Origin of the sequence: Chitinophaga polysaccharea, from assembly GCF_007829335.1 — a bacterium.
Lineage (GTDB): Bacteria > Bacteroidota > Bacteroidia > Chitinophagales > Chitinophagaceae > Chitinophaga > Chitinophaga polysaccharea_B.
In genome coordinates this window covers 299,512-316,123 of record NZ_VIWO01000004.1, presented here as the reverse complement: position 1 = coordinate 316,123, position 16,612 = coordinate 299,512, and the positions used below count along the sequence as shown (strand labels likewise).

Sequence of the window (16,612 nt, the reverse complement as noted above, 5' to 3'; positions counted from 1 at the left end):
ATGAAACAGCAATTTGACCTGGCCTGATTGACTTAAATAAACACTATTTTGACTTTATTCTCTAAATTATCTATTTTCACATGACAATATGAAGCCAGTTTTTGCCATACCGGGCGATAAAGCCCTTGCACAGAAAGTGTTTCTGATCAAAGAAATTACGCAACCGTACTTTTCTACCGAGTTCCATTTTCACCAGGAATGCCAGCTGGTATATGTAGTAGAGAGCGCCGGGCGCCGTATTATAGGCGACAACGTCGAATATTTCGATAGCGGGGAAATGATTTTTGTCGGTTCAGGCACGCCACATGTATGGCACAACGAACAAAAATATTTTGAAGGAACCGATAAATTGCAGGCAAGGTCGCTGGCACTCTATATTTCGCCGGATCAGCTCCTGGAGCACCTTGCCCCTTTTATGAACATTACAGCGGTTAAAAACTGGCTAAAAAAGGCGCAGCGGGGTATCCAGTTCCAGGGCAGGGCCAAAGCGGAAATACTGGCCCTGATGCAAAATATGCTGCACGACGGCGAGCTGCAAAAAACCATCTCCTTTATGACCCTGCTGCAAAAAATGATGGACACCAAATCATACCGGTTACTGGCGGGCAGCAACTATGTAAACCTGTACAACGACAAAGACCAGTCCCGCATGAATGATGTTTTCCAATACATTTTCCGGCATTTCAGGAGAGATATACCCCTGTCGGAAATAGCAGCAGTAGCGGGCATCAACGTGCACTCCTTTTGCCGGTTTTTCAAAAGCCGTACCCAGAAATCATTTACCCACTTTGTGAATGAGCTGCGGATTGGGTACGCCTGCCGGCTACTACAGGAAAAGGAAATATCAATGGCCGAATTATCGGACAAATGCGGGTATCGTAACATCACCCATTTTAATCGCTTCTTTAAAAGGCTAAAAGGGAAAACGCCCCGGGATTATAAAAAGGAAATCCAGGCGGAGGGCTATTAGCCTCCGCTCCTATCTGTTGACCAGGAAATGTACGATCCTGGTTACCTCCGCCGCATCGCCGGTAACGATCTTCAATACGTGTTTCCCTGGCTTCAGATCATCTCCCAGGATGAGGAACCAGGGCAGGTAAAGACTTTTACTCCATTGGGTGCGCAGGTCTTTCTGCTGTACCGTGCCTCCGTCGATGCTATAACTGATAATACCGGCATCAGGGCCGGAAACAATACCTATGCCCACGGTACGGCCAGTGAAAGGAAGGTCTACCGACGCATGAGCGCAGGAAGATACCAGCATAGGCACTTTCACAAAGCCCTCGCGGGTAGCTACTCTGTCCGAAGGTTCCCAGGACTCGTTGATCGTAAACCCGTTTTTATTGGTGGCGGTGTGGATATCTACGTATGCGCCATGCTCATAGTTGAGCGGATCGGATGCTTTGGGCAGTACGGCGCTGGTCAGCTGTTTCGGAACCGGGCGATTGAAAGCAGTATCCAGCATGCGTTTGATCGTATTAAAATAGAGCGTTTGTCCAAACGGTGCCGGGTGCAGGTCTTTGAAGTCTTCTTTCCAGGTAAACTCGTGCGCGTCGATACGGTCGGTCACTTCTTTGGCCAGGTTGACAAATGGCAGATGATACTGCTTAGCCAGGTCCTCATGTACCTGTACTTCCACCGGCACTTTCCCCGCGTGATAATCGGCCATTTTATCTTCGTCTACAAACGCCATCAGCACGATATTCATCTGCGGGTTGGCTGCCAGTGCATGACGGATAATGCCTTCCATGGCCCTGCGCTGCGTAAGTTCGTTGGTACCGTTTACGCGGTCATTAACGGCAGCTTCTATAAAAAGCAGGTCGGTAGTCCCTTTTTTCAGCACATCATTTTCAAAGCGAAAAGAATGAGGCAGGCTGCCCAGCGAAGGAATGCCGGCATTGATAAAACGAAAAGCCGTGCCGGGATAAGCAGCGCCCAGGTAATCGCATACTTTAGTGCGCCAGCCATTCATATTAGTGATAGAGCCGCCGAGGAAAGTAACGGTGGCTTTTTTATCGTGCCGGATGTGGTACCAGGCATTGTTGAGCGGGCCATAAAACGTCACGTATTTGTCCTGCGCCTGCATAGTAACGGTGATGGCTATACCGAGTAACAGCCATATCAACTTTCTGATCATACCTTCTGTGGATTAAATCTATTTGCTTCTGGCCAGGCCCCTCACTTTGAGACAGGTAGGCATGGTAACCAGGTAGCCGTTGCTGGCAATGAAAGTAAATACGAACCCGGTCATTTTCTTACCCCGGTTTATCCAGGGATGACTGCCAAATGCGCCCGGACTGCTGTTTTCGATCAGTACATCGCCGGCGCCGGTTACATCGCGCCAGTTGCCGATGCCGTAGATATTTTTGGTATTGATGATAGCTGGCGGGTAAGGCGAATATGCTACGGTTACATTACTTGTCTGGCTCTGCTCCATAGCGTCTACTGCGGCTTCACTCAGCACACGTATACCCGTGGCCGTTACACCCTTGTTCATGAGCATATCCAGAAAACGCATATAGTCGTCGGGCGTACTGCGGGCGCCACCAGCAACCTGCGGGTTGGCCGTAAGTCCGAAGTCGGTATTGGTCATGCCGCAGGGCGTGAATATTTTATTAGCTGCCAGTGTTTTCCAGTCCATACCGGAAGCCACTTCACAAACGCGACCCGCTACCTGCATGCTCACTCCTCCATAATAGAAGGTAGTGCCGGGAGGATTGAGCAAGTCCACATTTTTGGCGATCAGGTCGGCCGCTTGTGTGAGCGTGATCAGCACATTCGATTCGTATCCCTGTGTGGAGTTACCGGGGAAACCGGAAGTATGGGAAAACAGCTGGGCGATAGTAATATTTCCTTTGTGATAAGTGGTAAATACCGGCAGGAATTTGCCGACAGTGTCCGTCAGCTTAATTTTCCCTTCATCTACCAGGCTCATTAACACGGCGGCCGACAACCATTTGGAGCAAGAGGCAATCAGCTGGCGGGTACCGCCGTCATATCCGCCAAATCCCTTGGCATATACGGTTTTACCATCTACATGAATGGCTACATAGGCCTTTCCGCCAAATACGGCCGGTACGGAGTCCATCAATACTTTATCGATATCTCCGTACCCTTGTGTAACCATGGTTTGAGATTCACTTTTGCTGCAGCTGGCCAGCAACAGGGCTATTAAACAGCCATAGAAACAGATAGTAATGCTTTTCATGTAACAGTGTAGTGTAGGTGTGAAACTAATAAATAAATAGTTGCTTTTCCAACGTGTAAGGGGTAAATAATATTGTTCCGGGGATGAAAACAGCTATCTTTACCGGCCATTGACTGATAATAAGACACATATGCCGAATCCAGTAGTGAGTATTATAGTTCCTGTATATAATGTAGCGCCCTACCTGTTGCGCTGTATGGAGTCGCTTAGGCATCAGACTTATACATCTACCGAACTAATATTTGTTAATGATGGCTCTACGGACAATTCCCTGGCAATACTTCAATCTTTGCAGCAACAATATCCGGCAATAAAAATTCTTTCGCAGGAGAATGCCGGACCGGGGCCTGCCCGGAATAACGGGCTGGATCATGCCAATGGCGATTATGTGCTTTTTGTAGATGGCGATGACTGGATAGACCCCCAAACGGTAGCCCGCTGTATCAACGAAGCACAAACACATGCGGCAGATATCGTTTGTTTCGGCTTCAGAAAGGTTTACCAGCAGGGCGATTCACTCATGGAAGCAGAGCCCTGGACATATGAGCCGGAGAGCTTTATCAACAGCGATTATATTATTAGCTTCTTCAGCGAGGCCATGCACCGGAAAGATAAACTCAATACCGCTGCCTGGGGGAAATTATACCGTCGGGCGCTGATAGAAGAGCATTCAATTCGTTTCAGGCAATCCACTTTTGAAGATTCACCTTTTGTGCTGGAAGCGGTATATGCCTCCCGTAACATCAGGTTCCTGACGGATACCTTTTACGCCTATTTCGTCCGGGAAAAACAAGTATTGCAGCACTCCATTACTTCACAACAGGTGAATGCAGCCAAGATTTCTAGCTTTTATAGCGCCGACCTGTTAATGAAAGCATTCCTTCACTCAAAAAATATCTTTGAAAAATACCGGCGCTATTATTATGCCTATCACAACACCCGTATACTGCAATACGGTGGATATATGGAAATATACGCCGCAGGTAATGGACAACAGCAGGAGGCGTGGCCCATATTTTTTGCTCAACTGAAAGAGCACCGGCACGATCTTACCCTGGACAGGAAAGGATTGTACCGGGCATATCGCAAAAGAATTGTTGCTTTAAACATCGGCGCCATGGTCAGCGGCATCAGTCCCCGGTTGGCGCATCGCTTTTTTCGGTGGTACGAAAAAACAATGGCGCCAAAATAACATCGAGCTTTTTAAAATAGTGGTCAATACCGAATTCCTGTGTCACTTGCTGATGTAATGTTTCCGGTTGATTTGTTCTTTCAGCGGCATGGAGTATTTCATCAAAATAGGCCAAAGTGCCTGCATCGGGGGCCGACATATCCGGAAGCAGGTAAACACCTGGAAATCCGCGCTCATTCAGCTCCTGTATAGCTCCCACTTTATTCCCTGTTACTGGTATTCCTACAGATAACGCTTCGAGTGTAACCAGTTCAAATCCTTCAAACTTAGATGGCAATATCAGCAAATCGCCTAGCGCGTAAGCTTCTCTCGCAATGTTGTCTATCAGCAGCCCTTCTTTTACCGTGGTTTTTGTAAACCCGTTAAACAAGGCGCTGTTGGGCGATTGATTACAGGCAATCAATAATTGCCAGTGTTCTGATTGTTCAATTACCGGCGCCAGTTTCAGCAATACGTCCATTCCCTTGGCGCTTTCCATCCGGCCTACATACAAGAGCGTACGCACAGCTGTTTGCCGCTTTTCAAAAGGATGGAACCTGCTGGTATCTACACAATTGTTGACTACCGTAATTTTATCGGCCGCAGTTTCGTAGTACTGTACCAGGTCTGCTTTTACCCTGGCAGATACGGCCAGTATCTGTCTGGCTATTTTACAGGCCTTTTGCTGTAAGGCTGCCATACGGCTCAGTCCAGGTGCGGTTCTCCCGTACGCTACCTCCATACAATGGTAACTTCCATGGATAAAGGCCACATCGGCGGGAAAAAAAGGTACCGACTCCCCCTGGGAAATCACCACTCTTCCCCGTTGCCAGGTTAACCAAAGAAAGGCTGACGTATACCGCGCGAGGTAAATAGCCTTGCGCTTTTTGAAATGCCGGTATTTGAACAACTGGTTAAATAGCCGGCCAAACAAAGTGTGGTTAATGAGATAATCTTCGTCGATCAGTTTTGTTTCAATACCCCGGCTATGCAAATATTCATCGAGATAATAGACCACCCGCTCTACGCCACCGGCATAAGATTTACCATTAAACGATATTAACCATGCTTTCTTTGGTTTCATGTGGTTGCTTTTAGCGATCAATACTCATCGCTTTGTCGAGCTTCTGATACCCGCTCTCTATGGAAAAATGCTGTTGAAAATAAGCCTGTCCCTGGTGGCTCAGCTGTTCATACAATGCTTTATCTGATAATACCCGCTGTATATTCGCGGCAAATGTTTGCGGATCGTTGGCAGAGAGACAACCATTGCTGGTTTTATCGGGGAGACCATCCAGGCCTCGCTCCGAACAGATCACCGGTAAACCATGCGACATGGCCTCCACCACTTTTACTTTCACGCCGGTGCCCGTGAGCATAGGACATAGCGCCACCCTGGCACGGCGATAATACGCATCCAGGTCATCAACAAACGGGATCAGGGTGACGTTGGGATAATCTTTACTGATATGCGCAGTAATCACCCCTATCGCACAGATCCGAATATTAGTGGGCAGTAATGGATATACTTCTTTAAAAAACCAGGTGGCCGAACGTAAATTATGCGGATTATCCGATGCCACATAAATCAGGTCAACATCTTTCTCCACTGTTTCTTTCACGGGCGCCGGCGCCGTCATAATCATCGGGATATACTTCACTTTTTCTTTGAGGAACTGGCTGAAGAAGTAGGTTTCCTCGGGTGAAATAGCCCATACCTGGTTAAACTGTGCCAGCCGGCGTAACTCATCTCCCAGGGCAGCGCCCTTATCAAAACCCGTGTCGTTCTGATGCTGGGAAGCCAGCAGGTCATGCGTATCTATAATGGTAACGGCATTTCCTACCAGGGGGTTATCGCGGATAAAATCGGCCCAGTAAGCATAGCTGATAATGATATAATCGTACTGCTGACGGCGCAGAATGGCATCGAACTGACGACGCAGGTTCAGCGTGGTATGATTGGGAAACGATCCGGGTACCAGCTTCAGTTTTCTTTCATATAAGATATGCCATAGCTTATAAGTGAAGAAATATTTTACGGGGTTACCTTTCACCGGTTTACGGTCCAGCACCCATATGTGTTCTGCCAAACCGCTATCTTCAAAGGCTTTCACCGTTTCCGGGGTATATTGTCCCCAAACGGACTTGGTAATAAAATCCACCTTCATGCCCCGTGCTTTAAAATACTTTAGCAGGTGTAGGGCACGGGTTTGACTTCCCCCTTTTTTCTCAACGGGATTCAACGGAAAAAAATAGAGTATCCTTTTCAAGTGTTGTGATCGTTTTTTAAATAAGGCTGTAAAACTAAGTCATTTTCCCTTAAAAGCGGGCAGAGACTAGTGGTACAACCGTAGCTGCAAAGACGAAGGGTTGGGCAGGGAAACGGTGGTACCGGTTGCCGAGAGTAATCCTGTTTGCTGATCTCTTTTAAACACTACGATGTTATTGGACCGTTGATTGGCCACCAGCACAAAATTGCCGGTAGGATCGATGGCAAAGTTACGTGGATGTACGCCACCACTGGGTATTTTACCGATCTGTTTCAGCTGGCCGGTTTGCTGGTTAACCTGGTAAATGAAAATCGTGTTGGCCGACTCGCGGGTGGAAGCATAGAGAAATAATCCATCCGGGGAAATATGAATATCAGCGGCATTATAGTCTTCCGCTTTATCATCGAGGTGAGCGCTCACCCGTTGTACACGATCCAGTTTCCCTTCGTGGTAGCGGTATACAGATACCATCCCTCCCATTTCCTCGATGCAATAGGCATAAGGTAGTCGTTGATGAAAAACGATGTGCCGGGGACCACTGCCAGGTATGGTAGCCGTATAGGCCGGCGTAGCTGGCTGCAATACCGGTGACGCGTTTGGTTTTAACTGGTAAGCCCTGATCTTATCGGCGCCCAGGTCGGGAAAGAATGCATATTTCCCGTCTGGCGCAAATACGGCGGCATGTATATGGGAGGATGTTTGCCGCTTGGTAACACTACTATCTTTGAAGGGAATAATTTGTGCTGCTGGTGCAATGAGACCATTTGCACCCAGCGGAAAAATGCCCAGGCTTCCGCCGCTGTAGTTCGCACAAATCAACCATTTGCCCTTTGGATCTATGCCTACATAGGCGGGGTTGTCGCCGCCGCTGTCTTGCCGGCTCAGCAAAGTAAGTAGTCCCCTGGTGCTATCGAATGCCAGGCTGGTAACGCCGCCTACATTGGGCGTTTGCGCTTCTGAGCAGGTGTAGATATATTGACCGCCAGGGGCAATCGTCAGGAACGAAGGATTAAGAATACCTGCCAGCGCCGATACGCGTTCCAGGGCGCCCGTTTTTCCGTTGAACCGGTATACATATACGCCTTCTTTGGCTTTGTCGCGGTTATAACTGCCTACAAACAGGTAGTACTGTTGGGCGTTGGCAATAAAACTGCTGAATATAGTGCTGATAACAAGAATAAATAACTTACGTGCCAATGGTAAATGTTTTAGACATGAAGGTGAACCACAAGATACTCATCTCTCTAAAAAATAATAATAGACAAATTTGTCTATTATTATTTTTGTCTTTACATTTGTACTGTTATGGCAAGGCCAGGTAATCCAAAAGAGAAGATTTTAGCCACTGCGGCGCGCTTGTTTTACGAGCAGGGGTACAATGCCACCGGCATTAACCAGGTGCTGGAGGAAGCGGGGGTAGCCAAAGCGAGCCTATACAGCCACTTTGGCTCGAAAGACGAGCTGGGATTGGCTTACCTGAAGGCCGCGCGACAGGAATGGTTCCAGGCGGTAACAGCGGTGGTGGAGGCCAAAATAGCGCCGTTGGACAGGCTGCTGGCACCGTTCGATTTCCTGGAAACGCAACTGCCCCGGCAGGACTTTCGCGGATGCCGCTTCATTAATATGCTGGCAGAAATTGGCGGTAGCCATAAAGAAATGCAACAGCAGGTGGCCGAACATAAGCGAAAACTGCGTCGTTACCTGCATCAGCTACTGCTGGCTATTCCGGGGGTGGAAGGACATCCGGCTGCAGATACCTGGGCAGATACCATCTACCTGCTGTTTGAAGGAGCAATTGTAGAAACCAAGGTTTTCCGGGATATTTGGCCCGTGAAAGCCGCTAAAAAAACGATCAAACATTTGCTGAGTAAGTTGTAACAAATGCCACCCTGCAAAGGGTTATTTTTTTCATCAATAATAGACAAATTGGTCTATAATAAAAAAACAAATACTATGAGCACTATTACCGCGCTTCCACTGAGTGAAGCCAGCCACGAAGCCACCCGTGTATTAGAACAGGTAAACCGCCAACTGGGCCGCATTCCCAACATGTATAGCGTAATGGCGCATTCCCCGGCCGTACTGGAGGCCTACACCCAATTCAGCAACTCCCTGCGTAAAGGCAGCCTGGGCGCCCCGATGGCAGAAAGAATTGCCATTGCTTCGGCAGAATATAATGGTTGTACCTATTGCCTGTCGGCCCACAGCTTTACCGGCGCCAAAGCAGGATTGTCGGAAGCCGATATCCGCGAAGCCCGGGCGCTGACAGCTACCGATCCAAAAGTGGCTGCCGGCATGGCATTCACCCAAAAGCTATTGGCTACCCCCGGCGATTTATCCACCGCTGACGTAACGCCGCTGCGCCATGCCGGTTATACCGATGGCGAAATACTGGAAATCATTGCCAACGTAGTACGTAATATTTTTACCAACTATCTCAACGTAGTAGCCGGTACTGAAGTAGACTGGCCCTTAGTTACTCCCGCAAATGCCAACAGCTATGAAAACAGATAAAATCAACATCGTTATTGACCAGCCATTTGAGCAGGTATTGACTGCCGCCAGGAAAGCCATCGTTAACAATGGCTTCCTGCTCCTGCACGAGATCAATCCACAGGTCATATTAGCGAGTCACCAGATCGTCATTGGCCCTATCCGGCAACTGCTCTTCTTCCACCCGGTCTATATGCATCAACTATTGCAGGCTGATCCAGCCGCCGTTATAGAAGTGCCCTTAAAGCTGGTGCTGCGGGAAGTGGCCGACCATACCACCGCGGTGACCTACAGCGACCCTTTGCAGCAGTTGCAGGGCTATAGCGGCCTGGAAACGCTGGGCAGCGAATTATCGCAACGGGTAACGGCCTTACTGGAAGAATTGTTGTAAGGATTTTTCATTTGCTGCGTCTAATGAACAGGCGATGGGTAAATCGCCGTACAGCCGCTCAAATAAGAAGATAAAGCGGTAAATTTGTATCATCATATTTGTTCACGTGTAGTTCATAACAGCGATGAAAACATTATTTCTGCTCACCCTGATCCTGGCCAGCCAGATTGCCTGTCATAGCCAAAACGAGAGCAAACAGCCGCCTGCCGTTCCCAATCCTTTTTATTCCCGGACAGACACCCGGAAACTGCATATCACCAATGCAGAATGGAAGAAAGTACTTTCGCCGGAATTATATGCCGTAGCGAGAGAGGCTGCTACCGAACGCGCCTTTACCGGGAAATACTGGGATAGCGATGTAAAAGGCACTTATTACTGCGCTGTATGTGGTAATCCTTTGTTCCGCTCAGATGCCAAGTTTGCCAGCTCCTGCGGCTGGCCAAGCTTCTTCGAGCCGTTGAGAGCCAACAGCGTCATTTATAAGTCTGATAACTCCTACGGCATGCAGCGCACAGAAGTAATTTGCGAACGTTGCGGCTCACACCTGGGGCATATCTTCGATGACGGACCACCGCCTACCCATAAACGATTTTGCATGAACTCCATTTCCCTCGATTTTGAGCCGGATCCGGGAGCACATTAATGTTTCATTTCACGCCAGGTGCATGTTGTGTTCCTGGCGTGAAAATATATTCCCTGTTTTAATCCAGGAAGCGCCTTCGCAAAACCGGAAGCAGATTTTACCGATTGGATCGTCCAGGCTTACTTTGCCGGCTTCCCCCTATTGCAGGGCACTTAAAAAAACTTCTCCACCGTGAGCCCATATGTCATCAGCAGGTTTTCACGATCAGTACGATTCACTTTATTATACACCATGGCGGCGGTAATGCTTAGCCAGGAACGGAGCTTCACAGAAAGGCCATTGTTGCACTTGAGAATATAGTCGTTGCCGTTAGTCAGCGAGTTTTGCAGATAATTGGCGCCTTCCAGCACCACCATGTTCCAGATAGTCCATTTGTAGGATACCCGCAGCGAGTTGCGGACGGTTTGATATACGTCGCGGATGGTATCCTGCAAAAACAGGTCGCTGGCTTCAAACATAATCCCTTCGCTGATATTGAGGGTGGCATTGGGGCGATGGATGACATCGTAAGCGGCGCCGCCGCCGGCCTGGAAGCGGTTGTTGATCTTCAGGGAATAACTCTTGTCGTAGTTGGCTAGTCCCCAGTAGTAAATTTTCTTCTCTCCCCGGTATACACTAAAATCGGTAACGGCAGACACATCATTGTTCGTCTGACTATGGTTTTGTTTGCCATATACATAGCTGGCAGCCGTGTTCAGCACTATTTTCTTTTTACTGATCTTAAAGCCCAGGTTGTTATTGAGCAGGTAAGCATTTCCATCCTGGGTACTATTTACCGACCCGGTAGAGGCATACTTGATATAATAGTGTACAGAGTCGCTGAACTGGGCCATGGTATTGCAATAGCTCAAAAGCGCCATCATGAGTAAAACTAATCTCTTCATATTCTTCGCTTAGGCGTTATATAACTGCGATGCCCCGGGCCGCAATTAACGTGCCTGAACCTATCTTGCCCGGTTATCCCGAAAAATGGTATTGATCATGAAAAAATAAAAAATTTTAGAGATCTTAGGCGGTCAGTATTCCTTTTGGTAAAACTACGTAACAACCATTTTTATGTCGACAAGAAGAAATTTCCTTTTACAAACAGCCCTGGGCATGGCCGCTACCACCATGGGGCCACTGGCAGCCACCGCAGCGGTTTCCGGCCGCCGGGATAAGGTGCAGCTCCCGGTGGGCATGGCCGGATATACTTTTGCCAAATTCAACCTCGACCAGGCGATTGCTATCATGAACCGGGTGAATATCAAAAATATTTCGGTGAAAGACATTCAGCTGCCGCTCAATAGCAGTGAGGAAAAGATCAAAGAGGTGCTGGGGAAATTTTCCGCTGCCGGCATCAACGTATATGCCGTAGGTGTTATTTACATGAAAACGAAGCAGGCAGTAGACGAGGCCTTCGAATATGCCAAACGGGTGGGTGTTCCGCTGATCGTAGGCGTACCTACCCCTGATTTACTGGATTATACGGAAGAGAAAATCAAAACCTATAATATCCGGCTCGCCGTTCACAACCACGGACCTGAGGATGCGCTCTACCCCGGACCTAAAAACGCGTACGACCTCATCAAAAACCGGGACCCGCGCCTGGGCCTCTGCCTGGACATTGGCCATGCCACCCGGGCAGGCGAAGCACCCGACAAAGCCGTGCTGACGTATAAAAACAGGATCTTCGACCTGCATATCAAAGATGTGAGCGCTGCCGCCAAAGATGGCAAAGCCATTGAACTAGGCAGAGGCGTGATCGATTTTAAAAAGCTGGTGGCCGCACTGGATAAAATCAATTACCAGGGCGTATGCAGTATAGAATATGAAAAAGATATGAATGATCCGCTGCCGGGCATCGCCGAATCGGCGGGCTATTTCCGGGGCGTGATCCATACGCTCAATAGTTAAACAAAAAGGGACCGCCTGTATAAACAGGCAGTCCCTGCATTCATCACTATCTACTATTTCAATTGTACATTAGCTACGGCGCTGTCTCTCACTTCTTCACCAGCAGTGGTAATCAGCGTATCTCCTTCTTTCAGATCACCGAATACTTCGGTTTTACCACTTTCGCTGCGACCTGTGGTAACGGGTACCCACTTTGTTTTGTTGTTTTCTACCCGGATCACATACACACCCTTCGATGAATTGAGCACTGCGCTGGAAGGCACCAGGAAGTTGTTGCCATTACCTGTAAGCGGAATGGCCACTTCTGCCACCATACCGGGCAACAGGGCTTTGTCGTTGTTCGCTACATCTATTTCGATATGCTGTGAGCGGAGCTTGCGATCCAGGGCGCCGGCCAGGCGGATCACCTTACCGGTAAACTGCTTACCCGTGAGCGATTTCACGGTAAATTTCACGTCACTCTGGTTATCCAGGTAGCTGGTATAGGCTTCCGGTACACTTACTACCAATCTCAGTTTCTTTTGTTCCTGCAACGTGAAGATGGGCATTTCAGAGCCTTTACCAGAAGGGCCAACATAAGCGCCGGCGCTTACATTACGTGCGGTGATCACACCACTGAAGGGAGCGCGTATTTCCAGGTAATTGCGGTTATCGCCTACTTCGCGGTGCGCAGCCCGGGCGGCCTCGAGCTGCGCCAGGTCTGATTTCTGACGGGCAAAGGCCAGATCCAGGTCGTTCTGCGATACGGTACCAGGCGTTTTGCTGGTTTCCAACAGGCGATCATAGGTAGCTTTGCTCGACAAATAAATTGCTTCCTGCGATTTTAAACGCGACTCCGCACCGGAGAGCTGTGAGTTGATTTCAGGCGCTTCCATGGTCACCAGCAGCTGGCCGGCACTCACCTCCGTACCCACATCGGCATATAGTTTTTTGATAAAGCTGTTTACTTTGGCGTAAAGGTCCACCTGCTGGAAAGCCACCAGCTCCCCGGGAATACGTATAGAAGATGAGATGGCTCCTTTTTCCAGGGAGAAAGCGGACAATGCAGGAGCCGGCGCCACTGCGGCAGCGCCGGATTTTTCGTCTTTGGCCCCGGATTCACTGCAGCTGTGCAATGCCACGGCAATACTTGTCAGCAACAGGAAAGAAATCGAGATACGGAAACCGCTGTTCATAAAATATATTTTAATAGCAATTAGATGAATGATGATTGATTGATTAGGCCTTATCGTCTTCTGAAGGAATGTAGTGAATACTTTCTTCATCTCTCGGATGCAGCGATACGCTTTGTGTAGTGGCCTTCCCTTGTCCCCAGGCAAATGCCAAAGGTAATATAAACAAGGCAGCAAAGGTAGAAGCTACGAGCCCCCCGATAACAGCTCTACCCAGGGGAGATGACTGATCGCCGGCTTCTCCCATACCACTCGCCATCGGTATCATACCTACCACCATGGCCAGGGCAGTCATTACAATGGGGCGTAAACGCAGCGCAGCCGCTTCTGTGGCAGATAACAAAGCATCGCCATTGTGTTTTCTCAATTGCTCCGCATTGGTAATCAGTAACACCGCATTGGAAATGGATACCCCTACCGACATGATCATGCCCATATACGATTGCAGGTTGAGGGTAGACCGGCACAGCATCAGCAATGCGAGGGAGCCCAACAACACTGCAGGCACGGTGGCCAACACAATACCCGATACTTTGAACGACTGGAAATTGGCCGCCAGCATCAGGAAAATCACTACGATGGCTATGACCAATCCGCCCTGTAAACTATCGAGCGTATCGCCGAGGGTGGTGCTGAGTCCAATCATTTCTACGTTCAATCCCCGCGGCAATGGTCCCAGCGCTGCAATAGCCTGTTTTACGCCGGCGGCAGCGCTGCCGAGATCTTTATTATTCAGGTTGGCGGTGACGGTCATCATCGGCATAGCGCCCAGGTTATCTACTTCGCCATAGGTGGTATCGACCGATAACGTAGCTACGTCGCTCAGCACGGGCCTGGAAGCATTCTTCAATACAGGAATCTCCCCTATCTCCTCTTTGCTGTTCATCTTATTTTCCGGTACCTGTACCTGTACGTTATAGCTTAGTCCCGCTTTTTCATCTACCCATATATTTTTTTCCGTTAAACGGGAGGAAGAGGTAGACGCAATCAGGGAGCGGGTTACATCGCTTACATCCACGCCCAGCTGCGCGGCCCGGATACGGTCGATATTTACGTTGATAGAAGGATATTTAATAGACTGACCAAACTGCACATCGCGGAGATAGGACAGCTGTTTCAGCTGGTCGACCAACTTCTGGGCATACTGCTCGCTCAGCTTACGGTCGCGGCCAGAAAACCTTACCTCTATAGGTGTGGGCGATCCCTGGCTGAGGATCTTGTCGGTGAGCTCTATCGGCTCAAACGACAGCATCATCTGCGGATCAATCGCCCTGGCTTTTTCCCGGATCTTATCTTTCAGTTGTTCCAGGTTGGTTTTATAATGCTCGTTCAGCGACACCTGCAATACTGCTTCGTGCGGACCGGCCATCCACAGGAAGATGGGCGCCGTAGAAAACAGTTGGGGGTGCATGCCTATATATGCCGACGTGATAGATACATTTTCCTTCCCGACGATATTGTTGATGCCATCGAGTAATTTCATGGTTTGTTCCTCCGTGCGCTCAATACGCGTACCGTCCGGCACCCGCATTCTCACCTGGAACTGGCTGCCGTTCACTTTGGGCAATACATCCCTGCCGATGCCCGACAGCAGCAATGCTACTACGCCGCATACGATCACCAGGTAGCCGATCACAATGGGTTTGCGATAAGGCATCATCCGGCTAATGAAGCGCAGGTAGCGGTTGCGCAGGCGCTCAAAGCGGCTGATCTTTCCGTCATGGTTACTGTCTGCTCTTTCTACCAATACTTTCTTCTGCTCCCAGGTGTCTTTTTCCCCGGATAATCCTGCGGCAGCAAACTCTTCTGCATCGGTCATTTCCTGGCCATCTGCTTTTTTATGATGTTTTACCTTCATGATCCAGTTGGCCATGATAGGCACAAATGTTTGTGCCAGGAAATAAGAAATGATCATGCTGAAACCGATGGCCAGCGCCAGCGGCAGGAACAGGGAGCCTGGAATACCGCCCATGGTAAATGCCGGTGCAAATACCGCCAGGATACAAAACAGGATCAGCAACTTAGGGAACGCAATCTCCTGGCAGGCATCCCAGATAGCCAGGGCCTTGGGTTTCCCCATATCAAGATGCTGGTGAATATTTTCTATCGTTACCGTACTTTCATCTACCAGGATACCAATGGCCAGCGCCAACCCGCTGAGGGTCATGATATTGATGGTTTGCCCGGTGAGATTGAGGAACAGTACCGCCGAAATAATAGAAGTAGGAATGGTAAGGATCACAATCAGCGCCCCTCTTGGGTCGCCGAGGAACAACAGCACCATCAACCCTGTAAGAATAGCGCCTATCGTACCTTCTGTGAGCAGGCTCTTTACGGAGTTGATCACATAAGTAGACTGGTCGAACTCATAACTCAGGTTCACATCTTCCGGCAGCTGCGCCTTCATTTTAGGCAATGCCTTTTTGAGTCGTTGTACCACCTCCCAGGTAGAAGCATCCGCACTTTTGGCGATACTCAGGTATACCGAGCGACGGCCATTGACCAGGGCATAGCCCGCGGTAATGTCGGCGCCATCTTCTACAGTAGCCACATCGCGCAGGTAGAGGTTAGATACATCTCCCTTAAACAAGGGTATATTTTCAAAGTCCTTTACATTACGGATGGTAGTATTGGCGGGTGTGATATAGTTATTGTTGCCGATGCGCACATTCCCGGAGGGGGCGGTTTGGTTGTTGAGCCGCAGCGCTTCCACCAGCTGATCGGGCGTCATGTTGTGCTGGCGCAGCAGCTCTGGATCGGCTTTGATCACCACAGTACGCATATTACCACCGAAGGGCGTAGAGCCAATCAAACCGGGAATAGATGTAAAGGAAGAACGCACGTATACGTTGGCCAGGTCGAGCAGTTCGTTGTTATTACGCTTATCGCTGCTGAGTACGAGCTGTCCTACCGGCAAGGTAGAGGCATCGAAGCGGATGATAAATGGTGGGTTGGAACCCGGAGGGAAGATGGCCTGAATCCTATTCGAAAAGGCGCTCACCTCCGCTGCGGCCTGGGCCATGTTGGTGCCGGGATAGAAGTTGATCTTCATCAGGGTAAGCCCCTGGATGTTCTTTGTTTCGATACTTTTTACCCCATTTACGAACAGGAATATATTGATGTACTGTTTAGCAAAGAAAGACTCCATCTGCTTGGGTGTGTATCCGCCAAAAGGGTGGGATACATAGATCACCGGCATGTCCAGCTTTGGGAAGATGTCGATCTTAATCGTATTCACCGCTTTTATCCCAAAGAAGAACAGGCCGGCCACCAGCACCAGGATAGTAATAGGTTTTTTTAATGCAAAACTGATTAAGTTCATAGTAATGATAAGTTGATAAATAAAGCCCTGAAGGGCGTCCGTTTAA

The 16,612-nt window shown here is 49.0% G+C and carries 15 protein-coding genes; 7 read left to right on the top strand and 8 right to left on the bottom strand.

All coding sequences use genetic code 11. The annotated features are described in order from the left end of the window. Positions 1-88: 88 nt before the first annotated feature. Positions 89-970: an AraC family transcriptional regulator gene (locus FHW36_RS15870; RefSeq protein ID WP_145670548.1), complete on the top strand. Its 882-nt coding sequence runs from the start codon at positions 89-91 to the stop codon at positions 968-970. Positions 971-979: 9 nt separating this feature from the next. Here FHW36_RS15870 and FHW36_RS15865 read toward each other — a convergent pair whose 3' ends face one another. Both FHW36_RS15865 and FHW36_RS15860 read right to left on the bottom strand, forming a co-directional pair. Next, positions 980-2,137 carry an SGNH/GDSL hydrolase family protein gene (locus tag FHW36_RS15865; RefSeq protein ID WP_145670547.1) on the bottom strand — a complete coding sequence of 386 codons (1,158 nt, stop codon included), beginning with the start codon at positions 2,135-2,137 and terminating at the stop codon, positions 980-982. Positions 2,138-2,155: 18 nt separating this feature from the next. Continuing rightward, positions 2,156-3,208 (bottom strand): serine hydrolase domain-containing protein, encoded by a 1,053-nt coding sequence (locus tag FHW36_RS15860; protein ID WP_145670546.1) that lies wholly within the window; start codon positions 3,206-3,208, stop codon positions 2,156-2,158. A 130-nt stretch (positions 3,209-3,338) separates the two neighbouring features. Here FHW36_RS15860 and FHW36_RS15855 point away from each other — a divergent pair, with 130 nt between their 5' ends. Beyond that, the gene (locus tag FHW36_RS15855; protein WP_145670545.1) at positions 3,339-4,400 is read left to right on the top strand and encodes a glycosyltransferase family 2 protein; all 1,062 of its coding nucleotides are present in this window, start codon (positions 3,339-3,341) and stop codon (positions 4,398-4,400) included. On the opposite strand, the gene FHW36_RS15850 is transcribed toward FHW36_RS15855, so the two are convergent. The 3 genes from FHW36_RS15850 to FHW36_RS15840 form a co-directional block, all read right to left on the bottom strand. Further along, on the bottom strand, positions 4,339-5,463 hold the full coding sequence (locus FHW36_RS15850) for a glycosyltransferase family 4 protein (RefSeq protein WP_145670544.1): 1,125 nt from the start codon (positions 5,461-5,463) through the stop codon (positions 4,339-4,341). The genes FHW36_RS15855 and FHW36_RS15850 overlap by 62 nt on opposite strands. A gap of 10 nt (positions 5,464-5,473) precedes the next feature. Beyond that, entirely contained in the window at positions 5,474-6,547 is a 1,074-nt protein-coding gene (locus FHW36_RS15845) for a glycosyltransferase family 4 protein (RefSeq protein WP_145670543.1), read from the bottom strand. Between the two features lie 168 nt (positions 6,548-6,715). Next, entirely contained in the window at positions 6,716-7,846 is a 1,131-nt protein-coding gene (locus FHW36_RS15840; RefSeq protein WP_145670542.1) for a lactonase family protein, read from the bottom strand. Between the two features lie 108 nt (positions 7,847-7,954). Between FHW36_RS15840 and FHW36_RS15835 the strand changes: the two genes are divergently transcribed. The 4 genes from FHW36_RS15835 (at position 7,955) to msrB (ending at position 10,176) form a co-directional block, all read left to right on the top strand. Continuing rightward, entirely contained in the window at positions 7,955-8,527 is a 573-nt protein-coding gene (locus FHW36_RS15835) for a TetR/AcrR family transcriptional regulator (RefSeq protein ID WP_145670541.1), read from the top strand. Between the two features lie 75 nt (positions 8,528-8,602). Beyond that, complete coding sequence (locus FHW36_RS15830; protein WP_145670540.1) at positions 8,603-9,163, top strand: carboxymuconolactone decarboxylase family protein; 561 nt, start codon at positions 8,603-8,605, stop codon at positions 9,161-9,163. Continuing rightward, on the top strand, positions 9,150-9,533 hold the full coding sequence (locus FHW36_RS15825) for a DUF302 domain-containing protein (protein ID WP_186452477.1): 384 nt from the start codon (positions 9,150-9,152) through the stop codon (positions 9,531-9,533). Before FHW36_RS15830 ends, FHW36_RS15825 begins: the two co-directional genes overlap by 14 nt. Positions 9,534-9,657: 124 nt before the next feature. Then, positions 9,658-10,176 (top strand): peptide-methionine (R)-S-oxide reductase MsrB, encoded by a 519-nt coding sequence (gene msrB / locus FHW36_RS15820; protein WP_145670538.1) that lies wholly within the window; start codon positions 9,658-9,660, stop codon positions 10,174-10,176. A gap of 152 nt (positions 10,177-10,328) precedes the next feature. On the opposite strand, the gene FHW36_RS15815 is transcribed toward msrB, so the two are convergent. Beyond that, positions 10,329-11,060 carry a DUF481 domain-containing protein gene (locus FHW36_RS15815; RefSeq protein ID WP_145670537.1) on the bottom strand — a complete coding sequence of 244 codons (732 nt, stop codon included), beginning with the start codon at positions 11,058-11,060 and terminating at the stop codon, positions 10,329-10,331. A gap of 172 nt (positions 11,061-11,232) precedes the next feature. On the opposite strand from FHW36_RS15815, the gene FHW36_RS15810 reads away from it, so the two are divergent. Further along, positions 11,233-12,072: a sugar phosphate isomerase/epimerase family protein gene (locus tag FHW36_RS15810; RefSeq protein WP_145670536.1), complete on the top strand. Its 840-nt coding sequence runs from the start codon at positions 11,233-11,235 to the stop codon at positions 12,070-12,072. A 53-nt stretch (positions 12,073-12,125) separates the two neighbouring features. Here the strand turns inward: FHW36_RS15810 and FHW36_RS15805 are convergent, their stop codons facing one another. Together FHW36_RS15805 and FHW36_RS15800 are read right to left on the bottom strand one after the other, a co-directional pair. Further along, on the bottom strand, positions 12,126-13,247 hold the full coding sequence (locus tag FHW36_RS15805) for an efflux RND transporter periplasmic adaptor subunit (protein ID WP_145670535.1): 1,122 nt from the start codon (positions 13,245-13,247) through the stop codon (positions 12,126-12,128). 43 nt (positions 13,248-13,290) lie between these two features. Beyond that, entirely contained in the window at positions 13,291-16,566 is a 3,276-nt protein-coding gene (locus FHW36_RS15800) for an efflux RND transporter permease subunit (protein WP_145670534.1), read from the bottom strand. Between the last annotated feature and the right edge of the window lie 46 nt (positions 16,567-16,612).